Annotated in this window: 16 protein-coding genes and 1 riboswitch; of the genes, 2 read left to right on the plus strand and 14 right to left on the minus strand. The window is 69.2% G+C overall.

Annotation, left to right across the window (positions count from 1 at the left end; translation table 11 throughout):
• The 13 genes from ABDW21_RS03545 to ABDW21_RS03605 all read right to left on the minus strand — a co-directional run.
• A partial coding sequence (locus ABDW21_RS03545; RefSeq protein ID WP_343710072.1) for a hypothetical protein occupies positions 1 to 84 on the minus strand: 84 nt, incomplete at its 3' end.
• Between the two features lie 43 nt (positions 85 to 127).
• Entirely contained in the window at positions 128 to 2947 is a 2820-nt protein-coding gene (gcvP, locus tag ABDW21_RS03550; protein ID WP_343599978.1) for an aminomethyl-transferring glycine dehydrogenase, read from the minus strand.
• 196 nt (positions 2948 to 3143) lie between these two features.
• Positions 3144 to 3241: riboswitch (glycine riboswitch) on the minus strand.
• A 105-nt stretch (positions 3242 to 3346) separates the two neighbouring features.
• Positions 3347 to 3988, minus strand: a complete 642-nt coding sequence (locus ABDW21_RS03555; RefSeq protein WP_343710063.1) for a MerR family transcriptional regulator — start codon at positions 3986 to 3988, stop codon at positions 3347 to 3349.
• A gap of 262 nt (positions 3989 to 4250) precedes the next feature.
• Positions 4251 to 4745, minus strand: coding sequence for a bifunctional nuclease family protein (locus tag ABDW21_RS03560; RefSeq protein ID WP_343599981.1), 495 nt, complete (start codon positions 4743 to 4745; stop codon positions 4251 to 4253).
• Positions 4746 to 4824: 79 nt separating this feature from the next.
• Complete coding sequence (locus ABDW21_RS03565; RefSeq protein WP_343599982.1) at positions 4825 to 5577, minus strand: MerR family transcriptional regulator; 753 nt, start codon at positions 5575 to 5577, stop codon at positions 4825 to 4827.
• The gene (garA, locus tag ABDW21_RS03570; protein WP_343599983.1) at positions 5577 to 6062 is read right to left on the minus strand and encodes a glycogen accumulation regulator GarA; all 486 of its coding nucleotides are present in this window, start codon (positions 6060 to 6062) and stop codon (positions 5577 to 5579) included. Before garA ends, ABDW21_RS03565 begins: the two co-directional genes overlap by 1 nt.
• A 141-nt stretch (positions 6063 to 6203) precedes the next feature.
• Positions 6204 to 6599, minus strand: coding sequence for a glycine cleavage system protein GcvH (gene gcvH, locus ABDW21_RS03575; RefSeq protein WP_343599986.1), 396 nt, complete (start codon positions 6597 to 6599; stop codon positions 6204 to 6206).
• Positions 6600 to 6624: 25 nt separating this feature from the next.
• Entirely contained in the window at positions 6625 to 7461 is an 837-nt protein-coding gene (locus ABDW21_RS03580) for a DUF881 domain-containing protein (protein ID WP_343710064.1), read from the minus strand.
• 16 nt (positions 7462 to 7477) lie between these two features.
• The gene (locus ABDW21_RS03585; protein WP_343599990.1) at positions 7478 to 7810 is read right to left on the minus strand and encodes a DUF1290 domain-containing protein; all 333 of its coding nucleotides are present in this window, start codon (positions 7808 to 7810) and stop codon (positions 7478 to 7480) included.
• 49 nt (positions 7811 to 7859) lie between these two features.
• Positions 7860 to 8783, minus strand: coding sequence for a DUF881 domain-containing protein (locus ABDW21_RS03590; protein ID WP_343599992.1), 924 nt, complete (start codon positions 8781 to 8783; stop codon positions 7860 to 7862).
• Positions 8776 to 9387, minus strand: coding sequence for a CDP-alcohol phosphatidyltransferase family protein (locus ABDW21_RS03595; protein ID WP_343710065.1), 612 nt, complete (start codon positions 9385 to 9387; stop codon positions 8776 to 8778). The genes ABDW21_RS03590 and ABDW21_RS03595 overlap by 8 nt, the downstream gene beginning before the upstream one ends.
• A 147-nt stretch (positions 9388 to 9534) precedes the next feature.
• A complete protein-coding gene (secA2, locus tag ABDW21_RS03600; protein WP_343710066.1) occupies positions 9535 to 11889 on the minus strand; it encodes an accessory Sec system translocase SecA2 in 2355 nt (784 codons plus the stop codon).
• A 104-nt stretch (positions 11890 to 11993) separates the two neighbouring features.
• Entirely contained in the window at positions 11994 to 13628 is a 1635-nt protein-coding gene (locus ABDW21_RS03605) for an acetolactate synthase (RefSeq protein ID WP_343710067.1), read from the minus strand.
• 149 nt (positions 13629 to 13777) lie between these two features.
• Here ABDW21_RS03605 and ABDW21_RS03610 point away from each other — a divergent pair, with 149 nt between their 5' ends.
• Positions 13778 to 15703 carry an ABC transporter ATP-binding protein/permease gene (locus ABDW21_RS03610; protein ID WP_343710068.1) on the plus strand — a complete coding sequence of 642 codons (1926 nt, stop codon included), beginning with the start codon at positions 13778 to 13780 and terminating at the stop codon, positions 15701 to 15703.
• A gap of 388 nt (positions 15704 to 16091) precedes the next feature.
• Positions 16092 to 17522, plus strand: a complete 1431-nt coding sequence (locus tag ABDW21_RS03615) for a nitrate/nitrite transporter (RefSeq protein WP_343710069.1) — start codon at positions 16092 to 16094, stop codon at positions 17520 to 17522.
• 357 nt (positions 17523 to 17879) lie between these two features.
• Here the strand turns inward: ABDW21_RS03615 and ABDW21_RS03620 are convergent, their stop codons facing one another.
• Positions 17880 to 19349 (minus strand): FAD-binding protein, encoded by a 1470-nt coding sequence (locus ABDW21_RS03620; RefSeq protein ID WP_343710070.1) that lies wholly within the window; start codon positions 19347 to 19349, stop codon positions 17880 to 17882.
• Between the last annotated feature and the right edge of the window lie 130 nt (positions 19350 to 19479).

Consider the following 19479-nt stretch of genomic DNA (forward strand, 5'->3'; position numbering starts at 1 on the left):
CGCGGCGGCCGACTTGAACCGCTCCAGCTCCGCGATCCGCCCGACCAGGGCCGCTTCGCCGGCCGCCGGGTCGATCGCCACCAATTATTCGAACATGTGTGTGATGATGCGGGGCGCCACCGACAAGCTACGCGTACGCCTCCACCGGCGGGCACGAGCAGACCAGGTTGCGGTCGCCGTAGGCGCCGTCGATGCGGCGCACCGGCGGCCACACCTTGGGCCGGAAGCCTCTGCCCAGCGGGTAGGCGGCCTGCTCGCGGGTGTACGGGTGATCCCAATCGGACACCAGCAGACACTCGGCGGTGTGCGGCGCCCCGCGCAGCGGGTTGTCGTCAACGGTCCACTCCCCCGTGGCCACGGTGTCGATCTCGCCGCGGATGGCGATCATCGCCGCGCAGAAGGCGTCCACCTCGGCCAGGCTCTCGCTTTCGGTAGGCTCCACCATCAGCGTGCCGGCGACCGGGAAGCTCATGGTGGGTGCGTGAAAACCGTAGTCCGCCAGGCGTTTCGCGACGTCATCGACGGTGACGCCGGTGTCCTTGGTGATACCGCGCAGGTCCAGGATGCACTCGTGGGCCACCATGCCGTTCTCGCCGGTGTAGAGCACCGGGTAGTACTCGTCGAGCCGGCGGGCGATGTAGTTGGCCGAGGCGATGGCGGTCAGCGACGCCGCCCGCAGCCCGTCGGCGCCCATCATCCGGATGTAGGCCCAGGTGATCGGCAGGATCGACGCCGACCCGTAGGGCGCCGACGCCACCGGCCGGCCCTGCGGCCGTCCCGGCAGGAACGGCGCCAGGTGCGCGCGCGCCACCACCGGCCCCACCCCCGGGCCGCCGCCGCCGTGCGGGATGCAGAACGTCTTGTGCAGGTTCAGGTGGCTGATGTCACCGCCGAACTTGCCGGGCCGGGCCAGGCCGACCAGCGCGTTGAGGTTGGCGCCGTCGACGTACACCTGGCCACCCGCCTCGTGCACCGCCGCGCAGATCTCGGCGATGTCGTGCTCATAGACGCCGTGGGTGGACGGGTAGGTGATCATCAGCGCCGAGAGCCGCCCGGCGTTTTCGGCAATCTTGGCGCGCAGGTCGTCGAGGTCGACGTCGCCGGCCCGACCAGGATCGTCGCGGCAGGCCACCACCACCACCCGCATGCCGGCCAGCGCCGCCGACGCGGCGTTGGTGCCGTGCGCGCTGGACGGGATCAGGCAGACGTCGCGGTGGCCTTCGCCGCGGCTGGCGTGGTAGGCGTGGATCGCCAGCAGGCCGGCGTATTCGCCCTGCGATCCGGCGTTGGGCTGCAGCGAGGCCGCGTCATAGCCGGTGAGCTGCTCCAGCCAGGTCTCGAGCTGCTCGATCAGCCGGCGCAGCCCCGGGGTGTCCGACGCCGGCGCGAACGGGTGCTGACGGGCGAACTCCGGCCAGGTGATCGGCTCCATCTCGGCGGCGGCGTTGAGCTTCATCGTGCACGAGCCGAGCGGAATCATGCTGCGGTCCAACGCGATGTCCTTGTCGGCCAACGCCCTCAGGTAGCGCATCATCGCGGTCTCGGTGCGGTACTGGGTGAACGCCGGATGAGTCAAAAACGCCGACGTGCGCGTCGCGATATCTGCGCACACCGGCTCGCCGGGCGCCACCCCGAAGGCAGCCAGCACGGCCGCGACGTGCTCGGCGGTGGTGGCCTCGTCGCAGGCCACCGAGACGTGGTCGGCGTCCACCCGGCACAGGTTGACGCCGCGCGCCTTCGCCGCGGCCAGCACGTCGTCGGCGCGGCCGGGCACCCGCGCCAGCACCGTGTCGAAATACGTGTCGTGCACCGCCGCGTCGCCCAGCGCGGCGGCTATCTGCTCGGCGTGACCGTGCACCCGGCGGGCGATCGCGGTCAGCCCGTCGGCGCCGTGGTAGCTGGCATACATCGCGGCCAGCACCGCCAGCAGCACCTGCGCGGTGCAGATGTTGCTGGTCGCCTTGTCGCGGCGGATGTGCTGCTCGCGGGTCTGCAACGCCAATCTGAACGCCGGCAGCCCATCTGCATCGACGGACACCCCCACCAGTCGGCCCGGCAGCTGGCGGGCGTGCTGCGGGTGCACCGCCAGGTATCCGGCGTGCGGCCCGCCGAAGCCCATGGGCACACCGAAGCGTTGCGTGGTGCCGAACGCGACGTCGGCGCCGATCTCGCCGGGCGGCGTGAGCAACGTCAGCGCCAACAGGTCGGCGCCGACGGCGACCAGCGCGCCGCGGTCATGCGCCTGCGCGACCAGCGCCGTCCAGTCGGTGACCCGCCCGCTGGCCCCGGGCAGCTGGGTGATGACGCCGAAGAACTCGCCGCCGGGCAGCCCGTCACGCAGGTCGGCGGCGACGATCTCGATGCCCAGCGGCTCGGCGCGGGTCGCCAGCACCGCCGCGGTCCGGGCGAACACGTCGACGTCCACCACCAGCCGGTTCGCGGCCCCGCGCACCGCACGGTGCATCAACGCCATCGCCTCGGCGGCGGCGGTACCTTCGTCGAGCATCGAGGCGTTGGCCACCTCCAGGCCGGTCAGGTCGGCCACCATGGTCTGGAAGTTCAGCAGCGCCTCCAGCCGGCCCTGGCTGATCTCCGGCTGATACGGCGTGTAAGCCGTGTACCAGGCCGGGTTTTCCAGGATGTTGCGCCGCAGCACCGCCGGCGTCAGGGTGTCGTAGTAGCCCTGGCCGATCATCGACACCGCGACCGTGTTGGTGTCGGCCAGCGCCCGCAGCTCGGCCAGCGCCTCGGCTTCGCCGGCCGCCGGCGGCAGCCGGTCCAGGCCGGGTGCGGCGCCGCTGTCGGTGGGCACGTCCAGGATGCCGGCGGGCAGCGCCATCGCCGCCAGGGAGTCGAGCGAGTCGACGCCGATGACGTCGAGCATGGCCTCGACGGCCCGGCTGTCCGGGCCGATGTGGCGGTCGGCGAAACGGAGACGGTCGGACATGGGCGGAACTCCTGACACCGGCAGAGGGCGACGTCGTCACAGGGTCGTTACGGGTCGTCACGGGCCCTCTCCCTCTGTCGCCACCCACACCGGGCGCCTGAGAGATTCGGCGATTTGTCACCGGCTCGGTGGATCGCCTTTCCCCATCGGCGGGTGACGACCGCTGACGGTCCTCACCACTTTCCAGAGGCATCGAGGTTGTCGCGCGGTCCGGGTGCCTGAGAGGTTGACGGAGAGGTGTTGCTCCTTCGGCGTCCGTGGCTGGCCGTCACGGAACTCTCCCGCGCAAGCGCGATGCGGAATCAAGTCTACGCATACGCGAGCGCGCGTGTCTGTCCACCGACACGCCGCGATGCGCGGACAACCGCGCACGCCCGCGGGGCAGGAGGAGACGGTAGGTCAGCCGATCTTGCGGTCGCGCTGCTTGCGCCGTGAGGCCAATTCGTCCTCGGGCGACGCGATGGACTCGCCGTCGTCGGCGCGCTCGCCGGGGAAGTCCGCGATGACTCCGGTCAGCTCCCGCATCGCCCCGGCCACCGCGATGCCGAACACCCCCTGCCCACCCTGCAGCAGGTCGACGACCTCCTCGGCGGAGGTGCACTCGTACACCGTGGTGCCGTCGGAGAACAGCGTGATGTTGGCCAGGTCCTGCACACCGCGCTGGCGCAGATGGTCCACGGCCACCCGGATGTTGTGCAGCGAGATGCCAGTGTCGAGCAACCGCTTCACGATTTTGAGGACGAGGATGTCTTTGAACGAATAGAGCCGCTGGCTGCCGGAACCCGCCGCGCTGCGGATCGACGGGACCACCAGTGAGGTGCGCGCCCAGTAGTCGAGCTGGCGGTAGGTGATCCCGGCGATCTGGCACGCGCTGGGCCCGCGATAGCCGACCAGCTCGTCGGGCACCGAATCGTCCGGAAACAACCCGGGTTGCACCGGTTGGCCGGGCGCGGCCGGCGGGCCGTCGCTGGTCATCGTGTAGCCTTCGGTCGGGACGCCGGATTCGAGCTCCAACTGGTCCTGACGTGGTTGATCGCCCACGATGCTTCCTCTCGCCGATCGCGCAAGTTCCGCGGCTGCCCGGCCACCGCCCGTACTGGGACCAAGTTTCTGTGAGCATACGCTTTTGGCCACGCCGTCGCCCTTTTGTAGCTCAATCACATCAAGTTGTCGCCCAAACACATCCAGCTCAAAGTATGGCTGCCGCGACGGTCGCCGGACGCTATCCGGCGGGCGTGTCGACGGCAAACCCGCGGATGAGACGCATCCGTGATCTCGGCACGACGGGCGGTCGCAGCAACCGTCAGGTGGCCTTGAAATCGTCGGGCGACACGCTGTCGAGGAACTCTTTGAACTTCTCCACCTCGTCTTCGCCGACAGCGCCGGTCGGCTCCTCGTCGCTCTCGTCGGGGATCAACAGGCCTGCCTCGGCGAGCACCGCCTCCTCGACGTAGATCGGGGCGCCGATGCGCAGTGCGATGGCGACGGAATCCGAAGGGCGCGCCGACACGGTGATGTTGCGGTCGAAGATCAGGTCAGCGTAGAAGGTGCCCTCCCGCAGGTCGACGATCCGCACCTCCTTGAGTGAATGGCCAAGTGCGGCAATGAGATCCCGGATCAGGTCGTGCGTCAGCGGTCGGGGCGGCTCGACGCCCTGCTGTTCCAGGGCGATCGCCGTCGCCTCGGATTGGCCAATCCAGATCGGCAGGTACCGGTCACCGTCGGCCTCGCGCAGCAACAGCACCGGCTGGTTCTGCGGCTGCTCGACGCGAATGCCGACGACGCGAACTTCACCCATCTGTGTCTGCCCCTCCGCCCGCACTGCCCTGTCCGACGGGAAACCTGGCCCACCAAGCTGTCGATGCGAGTCTAGTCCTTCAGCGGTGCAGAACGTCGCGCACAGCCGACTTCACCAACGACGTGTGCAACGTGATCGCCAGCGCGGCCACCTCGCGGGCCAGGTCGTCGGCGCGGTCGCGGGCGCCCGTCTTACCGTCCCTGCCCGCCTTGACGAGCGGCGCGGCGATCTGCGCGATCAGGTCGGACTGCCGGTCGGCCGCCGAGCGGAACGCCCGCAGGTGGCGAGGTTCGACCCCGTAGTCGGCGAGCGCCCGTGCGCACTGCAGGATCACGACGTCGTGCTCGTCGAAGAACCCGCCGGGGCCGGTGGTGATCACCCCCGCCTTGAGCAGAGCGGTCAGCAGTTCGGCGTCCACCCCGGAGCGCGACAGCAAATCCTCGCGGCGCAGCCGGGCGCGGGTCGGCGCAACCGCGGCCGGGTCTGATCCGGGATCGGGCGGCGCGACACCAGCCACCGACACCAATCGCGGTACGCCGTAAGGCGATCGCGGCATCGGCAGCTCGCCGTCCGGCTGGGCGTCGAGCTGCGCTTTGATCACCTTCAGCGGGAGGTAGTGATCCCGCTGCGCGGTCAGGATGAACCGCAGGCGCGCGCAGTCGTAGGCGGTGAATTGGCGGTAGCCCGATGCGGCCCGCCGGGGTGTGACGAGCCCCTCGGTCTCCAGGAAACGGATCTTGGAGATCGTCACATCCGGGAAGTCCGGCCGCAGCAGGTCGAGGACGGCTCCGATCGACATCCCGGCCGGCGCGGGCGTCCCGGGCGCGGTCACTAGCTTCCGGCTCCCCCGTCGTCGTCGCCGGACTTGGGGCCGGTCAGAAACACCAGGCGAAACTTCCCGATCTGCACTTCGTCGCCGTTGGCTAACACGGAGGAATCGACCGGCTCCCGGTTGACGTAGGTGCCGTTGAGGCTGCCGACGTCGACGACGGTGAACTCGTCGTCCTCCAAACGGAACTCCGCGTGCCGTCGGCTCACGGTGACGTCGTCGAGGAAGATGTCGCTGTCGGGATGCCGCCCGGCCGAGGTGGTCGGCTGGTCGAGCAGGAAGCGGGACCCGGCGTTGGGTCCCCGCTTGACGACCAGCAGCGCCGAGCCGGCCGGCAGTCCCTCGACGCCGGACACTACGGTCTCCCCGCTCGCCTGTGCGGGAGCGTCCAGTTCGTTGAGGAAGTCGGCGCGAAAGACGGATGTCGTCTCCACCGTGACGTCGTCAGAGGCCTGGTCCTGCTGCTTGTCGGTGTCCTTGTCCGTCACCCGCTGCTCCTGTCTGGCCGCCGTGGCGGTGTCCGTCGCGAGCCCCGCCCGCATGCGCGTCGATGTGTTGACCGTACCGCGCACCGGACGCCGATGTGCCCACCTCGCCGGATCCGCGGTTGGCAGGCACGATAACAAGGCTCATTCGCTCAGGGTGCTCCGGTAGCCCTCCGCGTCCAGCAGCGCCGCCAGGCCCTGTTCGAGCGCCTCACCGCCGAGCTGAAGATCGACCAGCCAGCCGGCGCCGTAAGGGTCGGAGTTCACCAGTTGCGGGGTGGCCCCCAGATCGTCGTTGACGGCAACCACTTTCGCCGACACCGGGGCGTAGAGATCCGACACCGACTTGGTCGATTCCACCTCGCCCAGCGACTCGCCGGCGGTGACACCGGCGCCCACCTCGGGCAGTTGCACGAAAACGACGTCGCCGAGCGCAGATTGTGCAAAGTCGGTGATACCCACCCGAACGGTGTCGTCCCCGGTGCGGCGAACCCATTCGTGTTCGGCGGTGTAGCGCAGATCGGGCGGGATGTCGGTCACGATGATCTTGTTCCTCCTCGACGACTCACTTGACGGGCTGAGCGTATTGGCGCGGTTTCGGTTGCCGCAAGGCGGTGATGTCCACCCGGTCTACCTGCTGCACCGACATCGTGCCGCCGACGCGTTTGACGCTGTCGACCGCACCGCCGGGAATGTTCATCGCCGCGGCCAGGGTCGGCGGATCGCCAATGGCGCGAACCGAATACGGCGGCGTGAGGGTCCTGTCGTCGACAGTCAGCGCGCCGGGTGCGCCGGCCACCCAGGTGTCGACGCCGACCCGCACCTCCTGGTGGGTGTCGCCGATCTCGATCGCCTCGGCGCCCGCCGCGCGCAGCTCGTTGATGACGTCGAGCATCACCTCGGGCGCGACACCCGGGCCCGGATCGTCGATCGTCACGGTGACACCGGGCCCGGTGGCCCCGACGGTGCCGATCAGGATGGCCAGGGCGGCCAGCCTGGCCTGGGCGTTCTCGATGGCGGCCTGGTCGTTGCTGCCCGCCGCCCGCAACGCATCCAGCGTTTGCTGCAGTTCGGTCACCTCGGCGTTCAGTGTTGCCTCGCGTTGCCGCAGCGAGTCCAGCAGCACCAGCAAATCGGCCGGCCGGGCGCTGTCCAGGACGTCACCGGATTCGTTCCGGCGGACCTGGGTGACGATGGCGACGCCGAGCAGCAGGCACAGCAGGACCGCCAGCACGCCGAACGTCGTGCGGCCGCGCCGGAACATGCCGGGAAACACGCGTGCCTGCAGCTTTCCGATCTCGGGCCGCGGGATGCGCGGCGGCAACTCGTGGCGGCCGCGCCGGGCACTGCCCGCGGCGGGCTGCGCCGTGCTCCGGTCGGCTTCAAGGTCGGGGTCGCTCATGTCGTTCTCACGCCCGTCAGGCCCCGAACAGGCGGCGGCGCAGCGCCGCGGCGTTGCCGAAGATGCGAATCCCCAGAACCACGATGATCGCCGTGGACAACTGCGTGCCGACACCCAGTTGGTCGCCGACGTACACGATCAGCGCGGCGACCAGGACGTTGAAAACGAACGACACCACGAACACCTTCGGGTCGAAGATCCGTTCCAGGTAGGCCCGCAGCCCGCCGAACACCGCGTCCAGCGCCGCCACCACCGCAATGGGTAGGTAGGGCTGGATGACCTCCGGAACGCTGGGGTGGATGACCAGGCCCAGTACGATCCCGGCGACCAGCGCCGCAAAACCGATCATCGGCACCCCCTTCCATGTCCCGAGGGTCTCGCAAATCCACCGGTAAGTATCATCGGGTTGGCCCAATCTCCTTGGCGTACTTGATGTCTCGGACTGACCCGGCGGGCAGCGCAAGGCGGTCGCCCGCGCTGACCGTGACGCCGACGCGGTAGGAGGCCTCCAACAGCCGCAGCCGGTACAGGCCGGGACTGCGGTCGAAGGCGTCGCGCAGGCCCAGCGGTCTCCCGACCGCGAGGATCGTGTACGGGCTGGTGATCGGACCATTGTCCACCAGGATCGCGCCTCCGGCCTGCCGGATGGTCACGTTCGGCCCGATTCGGATGCCGCCCACCGAGATCGCCTCGGCCCCGCTCGCCCACAGCGAATTGACGACCAGTTGTAGGTCCCGGTCGAGGATGATCTGCCGGCTGCCGGCCACCCGCTGCTTGGAGACATCGGAAAGATTCCGGCCCACGCCGGGCTCGGTCACCGTCACCTCCAGCCCCGGGCCGACGACCGGGCTGCTCGCCGCGGCCACACTCAGCGCGTCCAGGTCGGCCAGCAGCCGCCGCCCCGTGGCGTCGTCGGCGAGCGCGCGCCGTCGCGCATGGTCCACTTGGGCCGACAGCGTGTTGCGCCTGGTCGCCAGCTTGCCGGTGGCCGCCTCCTCGGAGCGCACGGTGCGCGCCAGCACCTGCTGGGCCGCGGTCACGCCCGGCGCGACCAGCCGGGCCTGGGCGACGGCGGCGGCGAACACCGTCGCCACCAGCAGGGCCGCGGTGACCTGCCAGATCCATGCGTGGCTGTTCAGCCGCCGGCCCGCCGGTGTCTGGGAGCGGTCACGCCGGGCGGCTGCGGCCGCATACCCGGGATCCAGGTGCTGGGACAGCAGTGCCCGCAGCAGCGACGGCACCGGAATGACCTGCGGCCGCCCGGCGTCGTGTGCGCTGCGACCGGCGTCGGGATCGTAGCCGCCCAGTGCGCGGTCAGCCATCGCCGCCCGCAGCGTGTGCCGCGCCGAGTCTGGGCATCCGGCGTGCCACCAGGATCACCTGGACCGCGTACACCGCCAACGCCCACAGGTAGAGGTACAAGCCCCAGATCAAAAACCCCCACCCACAGCTGAGCAGCACGCGGTTCCACGACGCCTCCCCCTGCCCCACCAGGATCAGCGGGAACGCCGACATCAGGGCGAAGGTCGCGGCTTTGCCGGCGTAGGTCACCGGCAGCGCCGACAGCCCGCGGCTTCGCAGCAGCGGCAGGGTGGCGGCCAGCAGCCCGTCCCGCGCCAACATCAGGACGACGATCCACCACGGCACCAGGCCGGCTACCGCGACCGTCACCGGAACGGTCACCATGTAGAGCCGGTCCACCGCGGGATCCAGCAACTCGCCGAGTCGCGACGACTGGTTCATCAGCCGTGCGATTTTGCCGTCGGCCCAGTCGGATGCGCCGCCGACCATCAGAATCGCCGCCGCCCAGCCGTCGGCGTGGGCACCGAGCAGCACGTAGACGAAGAGCGGGATCAGCGCCAGCCGTAACCCGCTCAGCGCATTGGGCACCGTCAGCACCCGGTTGTCTGCGGGCCCCGCGTTCATCAGGCGTGACCCCTGGTCCACGTACCCGGGTTCCACGTACCCGGGTTCCACGTGCCCGGTTCTCTCCGGCAGGCAGAGGGGCCCCCACCCCCTTGCGGCTGCGCGTCCCCCGCTCCCGGGCGCGACCCCCACTGCATCGTCACCGGGCTAACGGAAGATGCCCGGCAGGCTCAGCGCGGACAGCGTGTCGTCGGCCAGTGGGTTGTCGTGCACCATGTAGGTCCACGTCGACGTCGGCCGGGCCAGCTTTGACAGATCCAACCCCGGCCCGTCCAACCCCGGCCCGTCCAACCCCGGCCCGTCCTCGATGCTCGCCGAGGTTTCGAACGTCTGCTGGGCCGCCTCGATGGCATCGGCGGCCAGCGACGCGAACGCGTCGACGGCCATCCGGTGGAACTCGTCGAGCGGATTCTGGCGGCCCAGCGCCCGCAGGTGGATGCTCTCCCGGATGTCGGCCAGGTACGCCAGGTGATCGGCCCAGCCGCGGTCGAGGTGATAAAGCATGATCAGCCGGCAGATCTTCGCCAGCTGCTCTTCGGACAGCGTCTCGGAGAGCTCCGCGTACCGCTCGGGGGCCAGCCCGGCGAGCTCCTCGCGTGCGGCCGGCGTGCTCAGCAACGTGTTGCGTCGTTCGACGAGGATGGCGCGCTGCTGGGCGGTCAGCTGGTTGTAGCGCCAGGTGTTGGCGTGCACGTCCAGCATCCGGCCCTCGGCGATCCGCTGGGCGTGGTCGAGCAGCCCGGCCGCTTTGGCGCTGACGATCCGGCCGTCCTCGTCGGTGGCCATGGGAAGCTTGCCCGGCTCGAGGTTGGCCGTCACCACGTCGTCTTCCCAACTGGAGAAGAACACCGTCGAACCGGGATCGCCCTGGCGCCCGGCCCGGCCGCGCAGCTGGTTGTCCAGCCGTTGGGTGTTGTGCCGGCCGGTGCCGATCACGTGCAGTCCGCCAAGTTCAACGACCTTATCGTGGTCGGCTTCATCGGAGCCGCCAAGCCGGATGTCGGTGCCGCGGCCGGCCATCTGGGTCGACACCGTGATCGCGCCGAGTTTGCCGGCCTCGGCGATCACCCGCGCCTCCTCGGCGTCGTTCTTGGCGTTGAGCACCACCGCGGGCACGCCGCGGCGCAGCAGCCGCTCGTGCAGTCCCTCCGATTCGGCCACGTCGCGCGTGCCGACCAACACCGGCTGCCCGGTCTCGTGCACCTCGACGATGTGCGCCACGATCGCGTCGTTCTTGGCGGCCGCGGTGATGTAGACCCGGTCGGATTCGTCCTCGCGGATGTTCGGGGTGTTGGGCGGAATCGGGGACACCCCGAGCTTGTAGAACTGGCGCAGCTGCTCACCGGCGGCCAGGGCGGTGCCCGTCATGCCGCAGACCGTCGGGTACCGGTTGATCAGGGCCTGCACCGTGATGGTGTCGAGCACCTCGCCGGTCTCGGTGGTCTCGATGCCCTCCTTGGCCTCCACCGCGGCCTGCAGGCCGTCCGGCCAGCGCTGCAGCGCCGCGATGCGCCCGCGGGATGCGTTGATCAGGTGCACCGCGTCGTCGCGCACGATGTAGTGCACGTCGCGCTGCAGCAGCACATGGGCGTGTAACGCGACGTTGACCTCGGTGAGCGTGGTGCCGACGTGCTCCTCGGAGTACAGATCGATACCGCCGAGCGCCGCCTCCACCTTCTTCGCGCCGGCCTCGGTGAGATGGACGTTGCGGCCCTCGGCGTCGGTTTCGTAGTCCTCGCCGGCGGTCAGCTCGCCGGCCAGCCGCACGACCTCCAGCCGCGGGGTTTCCCGGTGCGTGGTCCCGGCCAGCACCAGCGGCACCAACGCCTCGTCGACCAGCACCGAGTCGGCCTCGTCGATCAGCGCCACGTCGGGGTTGGGCGACACCAGGTCGGCGACGTCGGTGACCAACTGGTCGCGCAGCACGTCGAAGCCGATCTCGTTGACCGAGCCGTAGGTGACGTCGCATTGGTAGGCCGCACGGCGCTGCGCGGCGGTCGAGTCGGCGGTGACCCAGCCGACCGTGAGGCCCAGCGCCTGCAGCAGTGGACCCATCCATTCGGCGTCGCGGCGGGCCAGGTAGTCGTTGATGGTGACGACGTGGACGTGCCGGCCGGCCAGCGCGTACCCGGCGGCGGCGATCGCCCCGGACAGCGTCTTGCCCTCGCCGGTAGCCATCTCGATCACGTCACCGGCCAGCATCCGCAGCGCGCCGAGCAGCTGTACATCAAATGGACGGAGTGCGGTCGTCCTTTCCGCGGCTTCCCGGGCGATGGCCAGGAACTGCGGGATGTCGGCCGCCGCGGCGAGGTCGCCGAGCTTGAGCAGGCCGGTCGCCTTGCGCAGCTCGTCGTCGTCGAGGTCGGCGGCTTTTGCGTCGTACTCGGCGGACGCGGTGACCTGGGCGAGGGAATGGCTCTGGTTCTTCTCGGTGTTGGCGCCGAGCAGCCGCCAGAATCGCCTGTTCAGGCGGCCGGGTTCAGGGTTGGTCGTCTTGGCCACAGCACAACCGTACGCGGGCTCCACCCGCCGCGAGCGTGCGTGTCTGTGCGCGACACGCCGACTGCTGCCGTGCAAGCGAGCACGCTCGCGGCCGAGCGAAAAGATCACGCCAGGTTGGATCGGCGCGGGTAGGCGACGGCCGGGTCGGTGAGCACGTTCACGACGGCGGGCAGGCCGCTGGCGAAGGCCCGCTCCAGGGCGGGGCGCAGCTCGGCGGGGGCGCTCACCAGCTCGCCGTGCCCGCCCAGGGCGCGCGCTACGTCGTCGTAGCGGGTGCCCGGACGCAGCTCCGCCACCACCGAATAGCCGTAGAGCATCTCCATCGGGTGCTTCTCCAGGCCCCAGATCCCGTTGTTGCCGACGACCGAGACCACCGGCACGTGATGCCGCACCAGGGTGTCCCATTCCATGCCGCTGAACCCGAATGCGCCGTCGCCCTGCAACAACACGACCTGGCGGTCCGGGCACGCCAGCTTCGCGGCCAGGGCGTAGCCGGGGCCCGAACCGAGGCAGCCGAACGGTCCGCTGTCCAGCCAGCACCCCGGCCGGTAGCTGTCGATCACCCGGCCGGCATACGACCCGAAGTCGCCGGCGTCGATGACCACGATCGCGTCGCGGTCCAGCAGCGGCGCCAACTCCGCGTACACCCGCATCGGATGCAGCGGGATCCGGTCGTCGGCCCGCTCGGCTTGCTCTTGGCCACGCGCGGTCGTCTCGGCGACCCGCAGCGCGGCGATCCAGTCGTCGTGCGCGCTGCCGCGGCGGGACAGCGCGGTCAGTGTCTGCGTCAGGTCGCCGTAGAGCTCCGCCGCGATCGGCCGGGGATGCGCGCGGACGGGCCGGGCGCGGTCGGCCACGACGAGGCGGGTCTGCGGCCCGAACGCCGTGCCGAAACCCAGCCGGAAGTCCATCGGCACCCCGACCACCAGCGCGACGTCGGCCTCCCCCAACGCGTGTGACCGCGCCCGCGAGAACGCCAGCTCGTGGTCGGCGGGCACCGTGCCCCGGGCCATCCCGTTCATCAGCACCGGGATACGGCGCTCCTCGGCCAGCCGCAACAGCGCGTCCTCCGCCCGGCCCCACCACACGTTGGTTCCGGCCATGATCACCGGCCGCTGCGCTGTGTCCAGCAGATCGACGGCGCGCTGCACCGCGTTGCCGTCCGGCGGCGGCGCTGCCGGCAGCCCGGTCAGGGCGCCGGGCCGGCCGTCGTCGACGGCTTCGGAGAACACGTGGTCCATCGGGAAGTCGACGAAAGCCACTCCCGACGGCGCGGCGACGGTGGCGTGCAGCGCGTCGTCGATCAGCCGGCCCGCGGCGTCGGCCGATCCCGCGGTGGCGGCGTAGCGGGCCAGTGGCGCCACGAACGGCACGTGGTCGATCTCCTGCAGCGACCCCATGCCCCACCGCCCGGCCGGCGCGCGGCCGCCGAGCACCAGCAGCGGCGAGCAGTTCTGCTGGGCGGCCGCCATCGCGCTCATCCCGTTGGTGACGCCCGGCCCGGCGGTCAGCGCCGCCACTCCCGGCACCCGCGTCACCTTGGACCAGCCCTCGGCGGCGAACGCGGCGGTCTGCTCGTGGCGAGTGTCGACCAGCCGAATCCCCTCGGCGCGGCAGCCGTCGTAGAGCGAGAACAGGTGCCCGCCGGACAGCGTGAACACGGTGTCGATGCCGCTGGCCTTGAGCCGGCGTGCGATCAGCCGGCCGGCGTGCACGGTGGTCGGAGCGTCGATGCTCATGGGGCGAGCCTAATCCGATCGCCCGAATCCTCCGCGGCTTCCTTCGCCGCCCGCGTCGTCGCCGGGCGGCCACGGCTGCGGTAGCTTCGCGCTGAGGATTACCGATTGAGGCGTCGCGGGGTCGCCTCTGGCCGCAAGGAGACGTCGACGTGGGCAGCGAACTGACGCCGTTCCAACCATCGATTCGTTGGGGCAGCGCGCTGCCCGACTCGCTGCGGTGGATCGCCATGGCGTGGTTGATCAGCGCCGTCTGCGTGGTTGTCGTCCTGGTGGCACTCAGGTTCACCACCCGGTGGGGCCGTCAGTACTGGCGGATCACCCGCGGATACTTCGTCGGGCCGCAGTCGGTCGGTGTGTGGCTGACGTTGGGCGTGCTGCTGCTGTCGGTGATCACGGCGGTGCGGCTCAGCGTGCTGTTCAGTTACCAGAGCAAAGATCTGTACAACGGGCTGCAAAAGGCCTTCGTGGGCTCGGGTGCGCACGACGAGGCGGTCAGGCAGTCGGGGATTCACGGGTTCTGGATGTCCCTGGGGATCTTCTGCATCATGGCCGCGATCTTCATCGCCCGGATCATGGCCGACATCTTCATCACGCAGCGGTTCATCATCGCCTGGCGGGTGTGGCTCACCGACCATCTCACCGCCGACTGGTTGACCGGCCGCGCCTACTACCGGTCCCGCTTCATCGACGACACCATCGACAACCCCGACCAGCGCATCCAGCAGGACATCGACATCTTCACCACCGGTGTCGGAGGAACGCCGAACGTGCCGTCCAACGGAACCGGCGCCACCTTGCTGTTCGGCGCGGTGGAATCGGTGGTCTCGGTCGTCTCGTTCACGGCGATCCTGTGGAATCTGTCCGGCGAGCTGACCTTCGTGGGTGTGCGCCTGCCGCACGCGATGTTCTGGATCGTGATCGCCTACGTGCTGACCGCGAGCATCGTCACGTTCTGGATCGGCCACCCGCTGATCCGGCTCAGCTTCGCCAACGAGAAGCTCAACGCCGCTTTCCGGTACGCGTTGGTGCGGTTGCGTGACACCGCCGAGGCCGTCGGGTTCTACCGCGGCGAGCAGGCCGAGCGCATCCAGTTGCGGCGGCGCTTCACCCCGATCATCGACAACTACCGCCGCTACGTCAGCCGTACCATCGGCTATCTGGGGTGGAACGCCTCGGTCAGCCAGACCATCGTCCCGCTGCCCTGGGTGCTGCAGGCGCCGCGGCTGTTCGCCGGGAAGATCGACCTGGGCGACGTCGGGCAGACCGCGGCCGCCTTCGGCAACATCCAGGATTCGCTGTCGTTCTTCCGCAACAGTTATGACGCGTTCGCCGGGTTTCGGGCGGCGATCATCCGGTTGTACGGGCTGGTCGACGCCAACGAGCGGGCGCGGGCTTTGCCGGAGATCCTGGTGCGGCCCAGCGACGACGGCTCGGTCCGGCTCGACGGCATCGAGGTTCGGACGCCGACAGGTGAACAGTTGGTCGATCCGCTCGACGTGCATCTCGATCAAGGCGAGTCCATGGTGATCATCGGGCCGTCGGGCAGCGGTAAGACCACGCTGCTGCGCAGCCTCGCGCAGCTGTGGCCGTTCGCGTCGGGCACCCTGCGCAGTCCGGACGGCGACAACCAGACGATGTTCCTCTCGCAACTGCCGTATGTGCCGCTGGGCGATCTGCGGACTGTGGTGTGCTACCCGAACGGGCCGCACGACCTCGCCGACGACGTCGTCCGCCGCACGCTGGTCAAGGTGATGCTGGCGCACTTGGTCGACCGCCTCGACGAGGACCAGGACTGGGTCAAGGTGCTCTCCCCCGGCGAGCAGCAGCGGATCGCTTTCGCACGGGTGCTGTTGACCAAACCGCAGGCGCTGTTCCTGGACGAGTCGACGTCGGCGCTCGACGAAGGCCTGGAGTTCGCGCTTTACCAGTCACTGCGCGACGAGCTGCCGGAGTGTGTGACGGTCAGCGTGAGTCACCGGCACACCGTCGAGCAGCACCACGACCACCTGCTGGAGTTGCTCGGTGCGGGGGAATGGCGGCTGCGCCGGGTGGAGAAAGAGCCGGCCGGGGTGTAGCCGGCCGTCAGCGAGCCTCGCACTTTCCAGTCGGCCGACCGTCCGGCGTGGCCAGGTTGACCGGCCGCCGGGGGCGCCTTTCGCGGGATTGCTCACAGCGCACGGACAGTAGCCTGACAGGTCTTGACCATAGAAAGTACAAACGGTTTCCGAGTATCACTGTCACGTGGCGCATCGGTCGGCGCGGCGTGCGCCGATTTCCCTCGCGGGCTGCGACGGCGTCGCGGACTTAACTTTTCGGTTTCGCTTTTCGGTGTGGGAGGCCTCGATGAGCCGCGCCGCGCGTCGGTCGGAGCCTCCCGCCGCCAGATGGACGCCCTCGCGCGTCCCGCATTCTCGGACGAGCTGCTACGTTTCTCCGAACCCCGGAAGGAAAGGCGAATAGTGCATGGCCCGCTCGCATATCATCTCGCACTGGGATCCCGAAGACACCACGGCCTGGGAGGCCGGTAACAAGGCGATAGCCCGTCGCAACCTGCTCTGGATCGTTGCTTGCGACCACATCGCCTTCGGCGTGTGGACGCTCTTTCCGGTGCTGGTGCTGTTCATGCCGCAGAACGTCTACGGTTTCACCCCGGCGAACAAGTTCCTCCTGGGCGCCACCGCCACTTTGGTCGCGGCATGCCTGCGCATTCCCTATTCCTTGGGCATTTCCACCTTCGGCGGCCGCAACTGGACGGTGGGCTCGATCGTGGTGCTGATGGTTCCCACTGCCGGTGCGATCGCGCTGCTGGCCCACCCCGGCCTGCCGCTGTGGCCGTACCTGGTGTGCGCAGCGCTGTGCGGGTTGGGCGGCGCCAACTACGCCGCGTCGATGACCAATACCAATGCGTTCTACCCGCAGCGGGTCAAGGGCACCGCGCTGGGATTCAACGCGGGCGCCGGCAATCTCGGGGTTCCGATGATCCAACTGGTGGGGCTGATCGTGATCGCCCTCGCCGGTAACCGGCAACCGTACTGGGTGTGCGGGCTCTACCTGGCGCTGCTGACCACTGTCGCGCTCGGGGCGGCGCGCTACATGGACAACCTGGAACACGCCACGGACCTGAGCCACCTGCGGGCGATCTTGTCGCACACCGACACCTGGGTTCTCGCGCTGCTCTATCTGGGCACATTCGGCTCATGGATCGGGTTCTCGTTCGCGTTCGGCCAAGTGCTGCAGATCAACTTTCTGGGCAGTGGGCAAACCCTCGCCCAGGCGTCGCTGCACGCCGCCGAGTTCACGTTCATCGGGCCGGCGCTGGGGTCGCTGTCACGGATCTTCGGCGGCCGGCTGGCCGACCGTCTCGGCGGGAGCCGGGTCACTCTCGCGGTTTTCGCCGCGATGGTGTTGGGCGCCGGGCTGCTGGCCGGGGTGAGCACCCACGACGACCACACGCCCGGCCCGACAACCGCCGCAACCCTGACGGGCTATGTCGTCGGCTTTGTCATGTTGTTCATCCTGGCCGGCATCGGCAATGGATCGGTCTACAAGATGATTCCGTCGGTCTTCGATGCCCGCAGCCATTCGTTGGACGTCGGCGAAGGTGAGCGTCGTCACTGGTCGCAAGCCATGTCAGGGGCAGTGATCGGTTTTGTCGCCGCGTTCGGCGCACTCGGCGGTGTGGGGATCAACCTGGCGCTACGGCAGTCCTATCTGGCCACCGGCACCGACACGTCGGCGTATTGGATCTTCTCGGCTTTCTACGTCGTTGCCGGGGTGATGACGTGGCTGGTGTACGTGCGGCCACTGGGTTCTGCCCGTTCCGGGCTGAAGAACACACCGGGCACGCCGGATTCGGCTTCGAATCCGAACTCGACACCCGCCCGCCGGGTGTGACGCTATCACCAAATCCCTTGTGACTCTTCGTGATAGCTCGGTAGTCGCGCCGGCACGGTCGTCGGGGGTTGTCTGTCTACGTGCGCCGGGGCCGCGCACCGAACGTGAAGCCATTGCGAAAATCAGGGCCGAATCTCGCAACAATTTCACGTTCGCTGGGCGTGGGGTGGGCACAGTCGGACCTCACGTCGCACGGGTCGCACCTGCCTCGTGAGTCAGCACCGCAGAACCGGTGTCGCGGTGACCGCCTCACGGTGAGCGACAGGTGCTCCGTGCGGACCGTGTGACGTGCGGTCGATCGGCCTCGCTGCACAACGTCCGACGAACTGACCGGCGAGACCACTTGGGCGCTGGGCCTCAACGCGCCTGGGCGCCGGCGGCTTTCGCCGCATGCGCTCCGGCGCGGCGGCCGAAGAACGACCCCTCCCCCAGCTGGGTACCGCTGGCGTACCCCTTGCCGTCCTGGGCGATGTTGGAGGCACACGCCCCGACCGCGTACAACCCGAGGATGACACTGCCGTCACCACGGAGCACCTGGCCGTGCACCGAGGTGGCCAGCCCGCCGACGGTGAACCCCGCGTACATGGCTTTGCCCAGCGACAGGTCGAACGCCCCCCACGGGCTTTTATCCTGCGGCGCAAGGAATTCCGGCTGCTTGTGGAAGTCGGGGTCTTCGCCGCGGGCGGCGAACTGGTTGTAGCGCTCGAGTGTGATGGCGAGGTTACCCGACGGGATGCGCAGCGCGGCTTCCATCTCCTGGACCGTCTCCCAGCCGTCGATCAGCGGGATCAGCGGCATCCGCGGGCGTTGCAGATGTGCCTCGTCGACGATCAGGAACGCAGCGCTCTCGGGCTGGTCCATCACGAAACCCGAAGTGCGCGAATGATAAGAGTCCTCGGCGACGAACCGCTGTCCGAGCTTGTTGACGATGATCCCAGTGAGCAGGATCGACGGCGGGTAGGCCGGCGCGGTGACGAACACCTGATCCATGTGCTTGGTCGCCCCACCCGCCGACACGCCCATCCGGATACCCAGCCCGTCGTCATAGGTGTTGCCGAGCACGAACGGCTTCTCGGCCAGCTTCGGCGTGTACCTGGCGACCATCTCCGGGTTCATCACAAAACCGCCGGCGGCGATGATCACCGACCTGGCCCGCATCGCCCCGGTGTCGGCGAAGTGTTTCCACATCACCCCGGTCACCGTGCCCGAGGTGTCCACGACCAGTTCGGTTGCGCCGGTCTCGTAGCGGATCTGCACGCCGAGGTCTTCGGCGCGTTTGAGCAGCAGGTCGATCACCAGCTTGGCGCCGCCGGTGTCGCCGGGCACCGGCACCTTGTGCCCGCGCGGGGCCGGCACCGCCTGCTCGCAGAACGGCCACACCTTCTCGTTGCCGGTGTACATCAGGCCCTCGGTGTTGGGCTGGATCACCGCCTTGTCCGGGTAGTAGCTGCGCTCGAACTGAAAGCCCAAGTCTTCCAACCAGTTGAAGTGCTCCACGCTGCCGTCGCAGTAGGCCGTGATCTTGTCGGCTTCGGGTTCGCGCGACACGGCGACCAGGTACTTGTACATCTCGTCGGGGCTGTCGGGGTGCCCGGTGGCCTGCTGGACGGCGGTGCCGCCGCCGAGATAGAAATGCCCGCCGGCAAGTGCGGTGGTGCCGCCCGCAGCGGCGGCACGCTCCAGCACCAGGACTCGCGCCCCGGCGGCCGCCGCACTGACCGCCGCACAGCCGCCGGCGATACCGAAACCGATCACCACCACGTCGACGTCGTCCGACCACGAGGACACCTCGGCTTCGCTCACGGTTGCCGGTATCTGGGTGCTCACCGCCGCTCCTCCTCATCGCTGCGCTCTGCATCGTCGCCGGCGCGGCTCATTGGCGCCGCTCCTCCTCATCGCTGCGCTCTGCATCGTCGCCGGCGCGGCTCATTGGCGCCGCTCCTCCTCATCGCTGCGC

Source organism: Mycobacterium sp., from assembly GCF_039583805.1.
In the GTDB taxonomy this organism is placed as follows: Bacteria; Actinomycetota; Actinomycetes; order Mycobacteriales; family Mycobacteriaceae; genus Mycobacterium.

Excerpts from the sequence above, each read along its gene's own strand:
- ABDW21_RS03615 (WP_343710069.1), top strand. The coding sequence starts at position 16,092 with ATGGCCCGCTCGCATATCATCTCGCACTGGGATCCCGAAGACACCACG.
- ABDW21_RS03560 (WP_343599981.1), bottom strand. The coding sequence starts at position 4,745 with ATGGGTGAAGTTCGCGTCGTCGGCATTCGCGTCGAGCAGCCGCAGAAC.
- ABDW21_RS03585 (WP_343599990.1), bottom strand. The coding sequence starts at position 7,810 with ATGATCGGTTTTGCGGCGCTGGTCGCCGGGATCGTACTGGGCCTGGTC.
- ABDW21_RS03605 (WP_343710067.1), bottom strand. The coding sequence starts at position 13,628 with ATGAGCATCGACGCTCCGACCACCGTGCACGCCGGCCGGCTGATCGCA.
- ABDW21_RS03595 (WP_343710065.1), bottom strand. The coding sequence starts at position 9,387 with ATGAACGCGGGGCCCGCAGACAACCGGGTGCTGACGGTGCCCAATGCG.
- ABDW21_RS03580 (WP_343710064.1), bottom strand. The coding sequence starts at position 7,461 with ATGAGCGACCCCGACCTTGAAGCCGACCGGAGCACGGCGCAGCCCGCC.
- gcvP (WP_343599978.1), bottom strand. The coding sequence starts at position 2,947 with ATGTCCGACCGTCTCCGTTTCGCCGACCGCCACATCGGCCCGGACAGC.
- ABDW21_RS03590 (WP_343599992.1), bottom strand. The coding sequence starts at position 8,783 with ATGGCTGACCGCGCACTGGGCGGCTACGATCCCGACGCCGGTCGCAGC.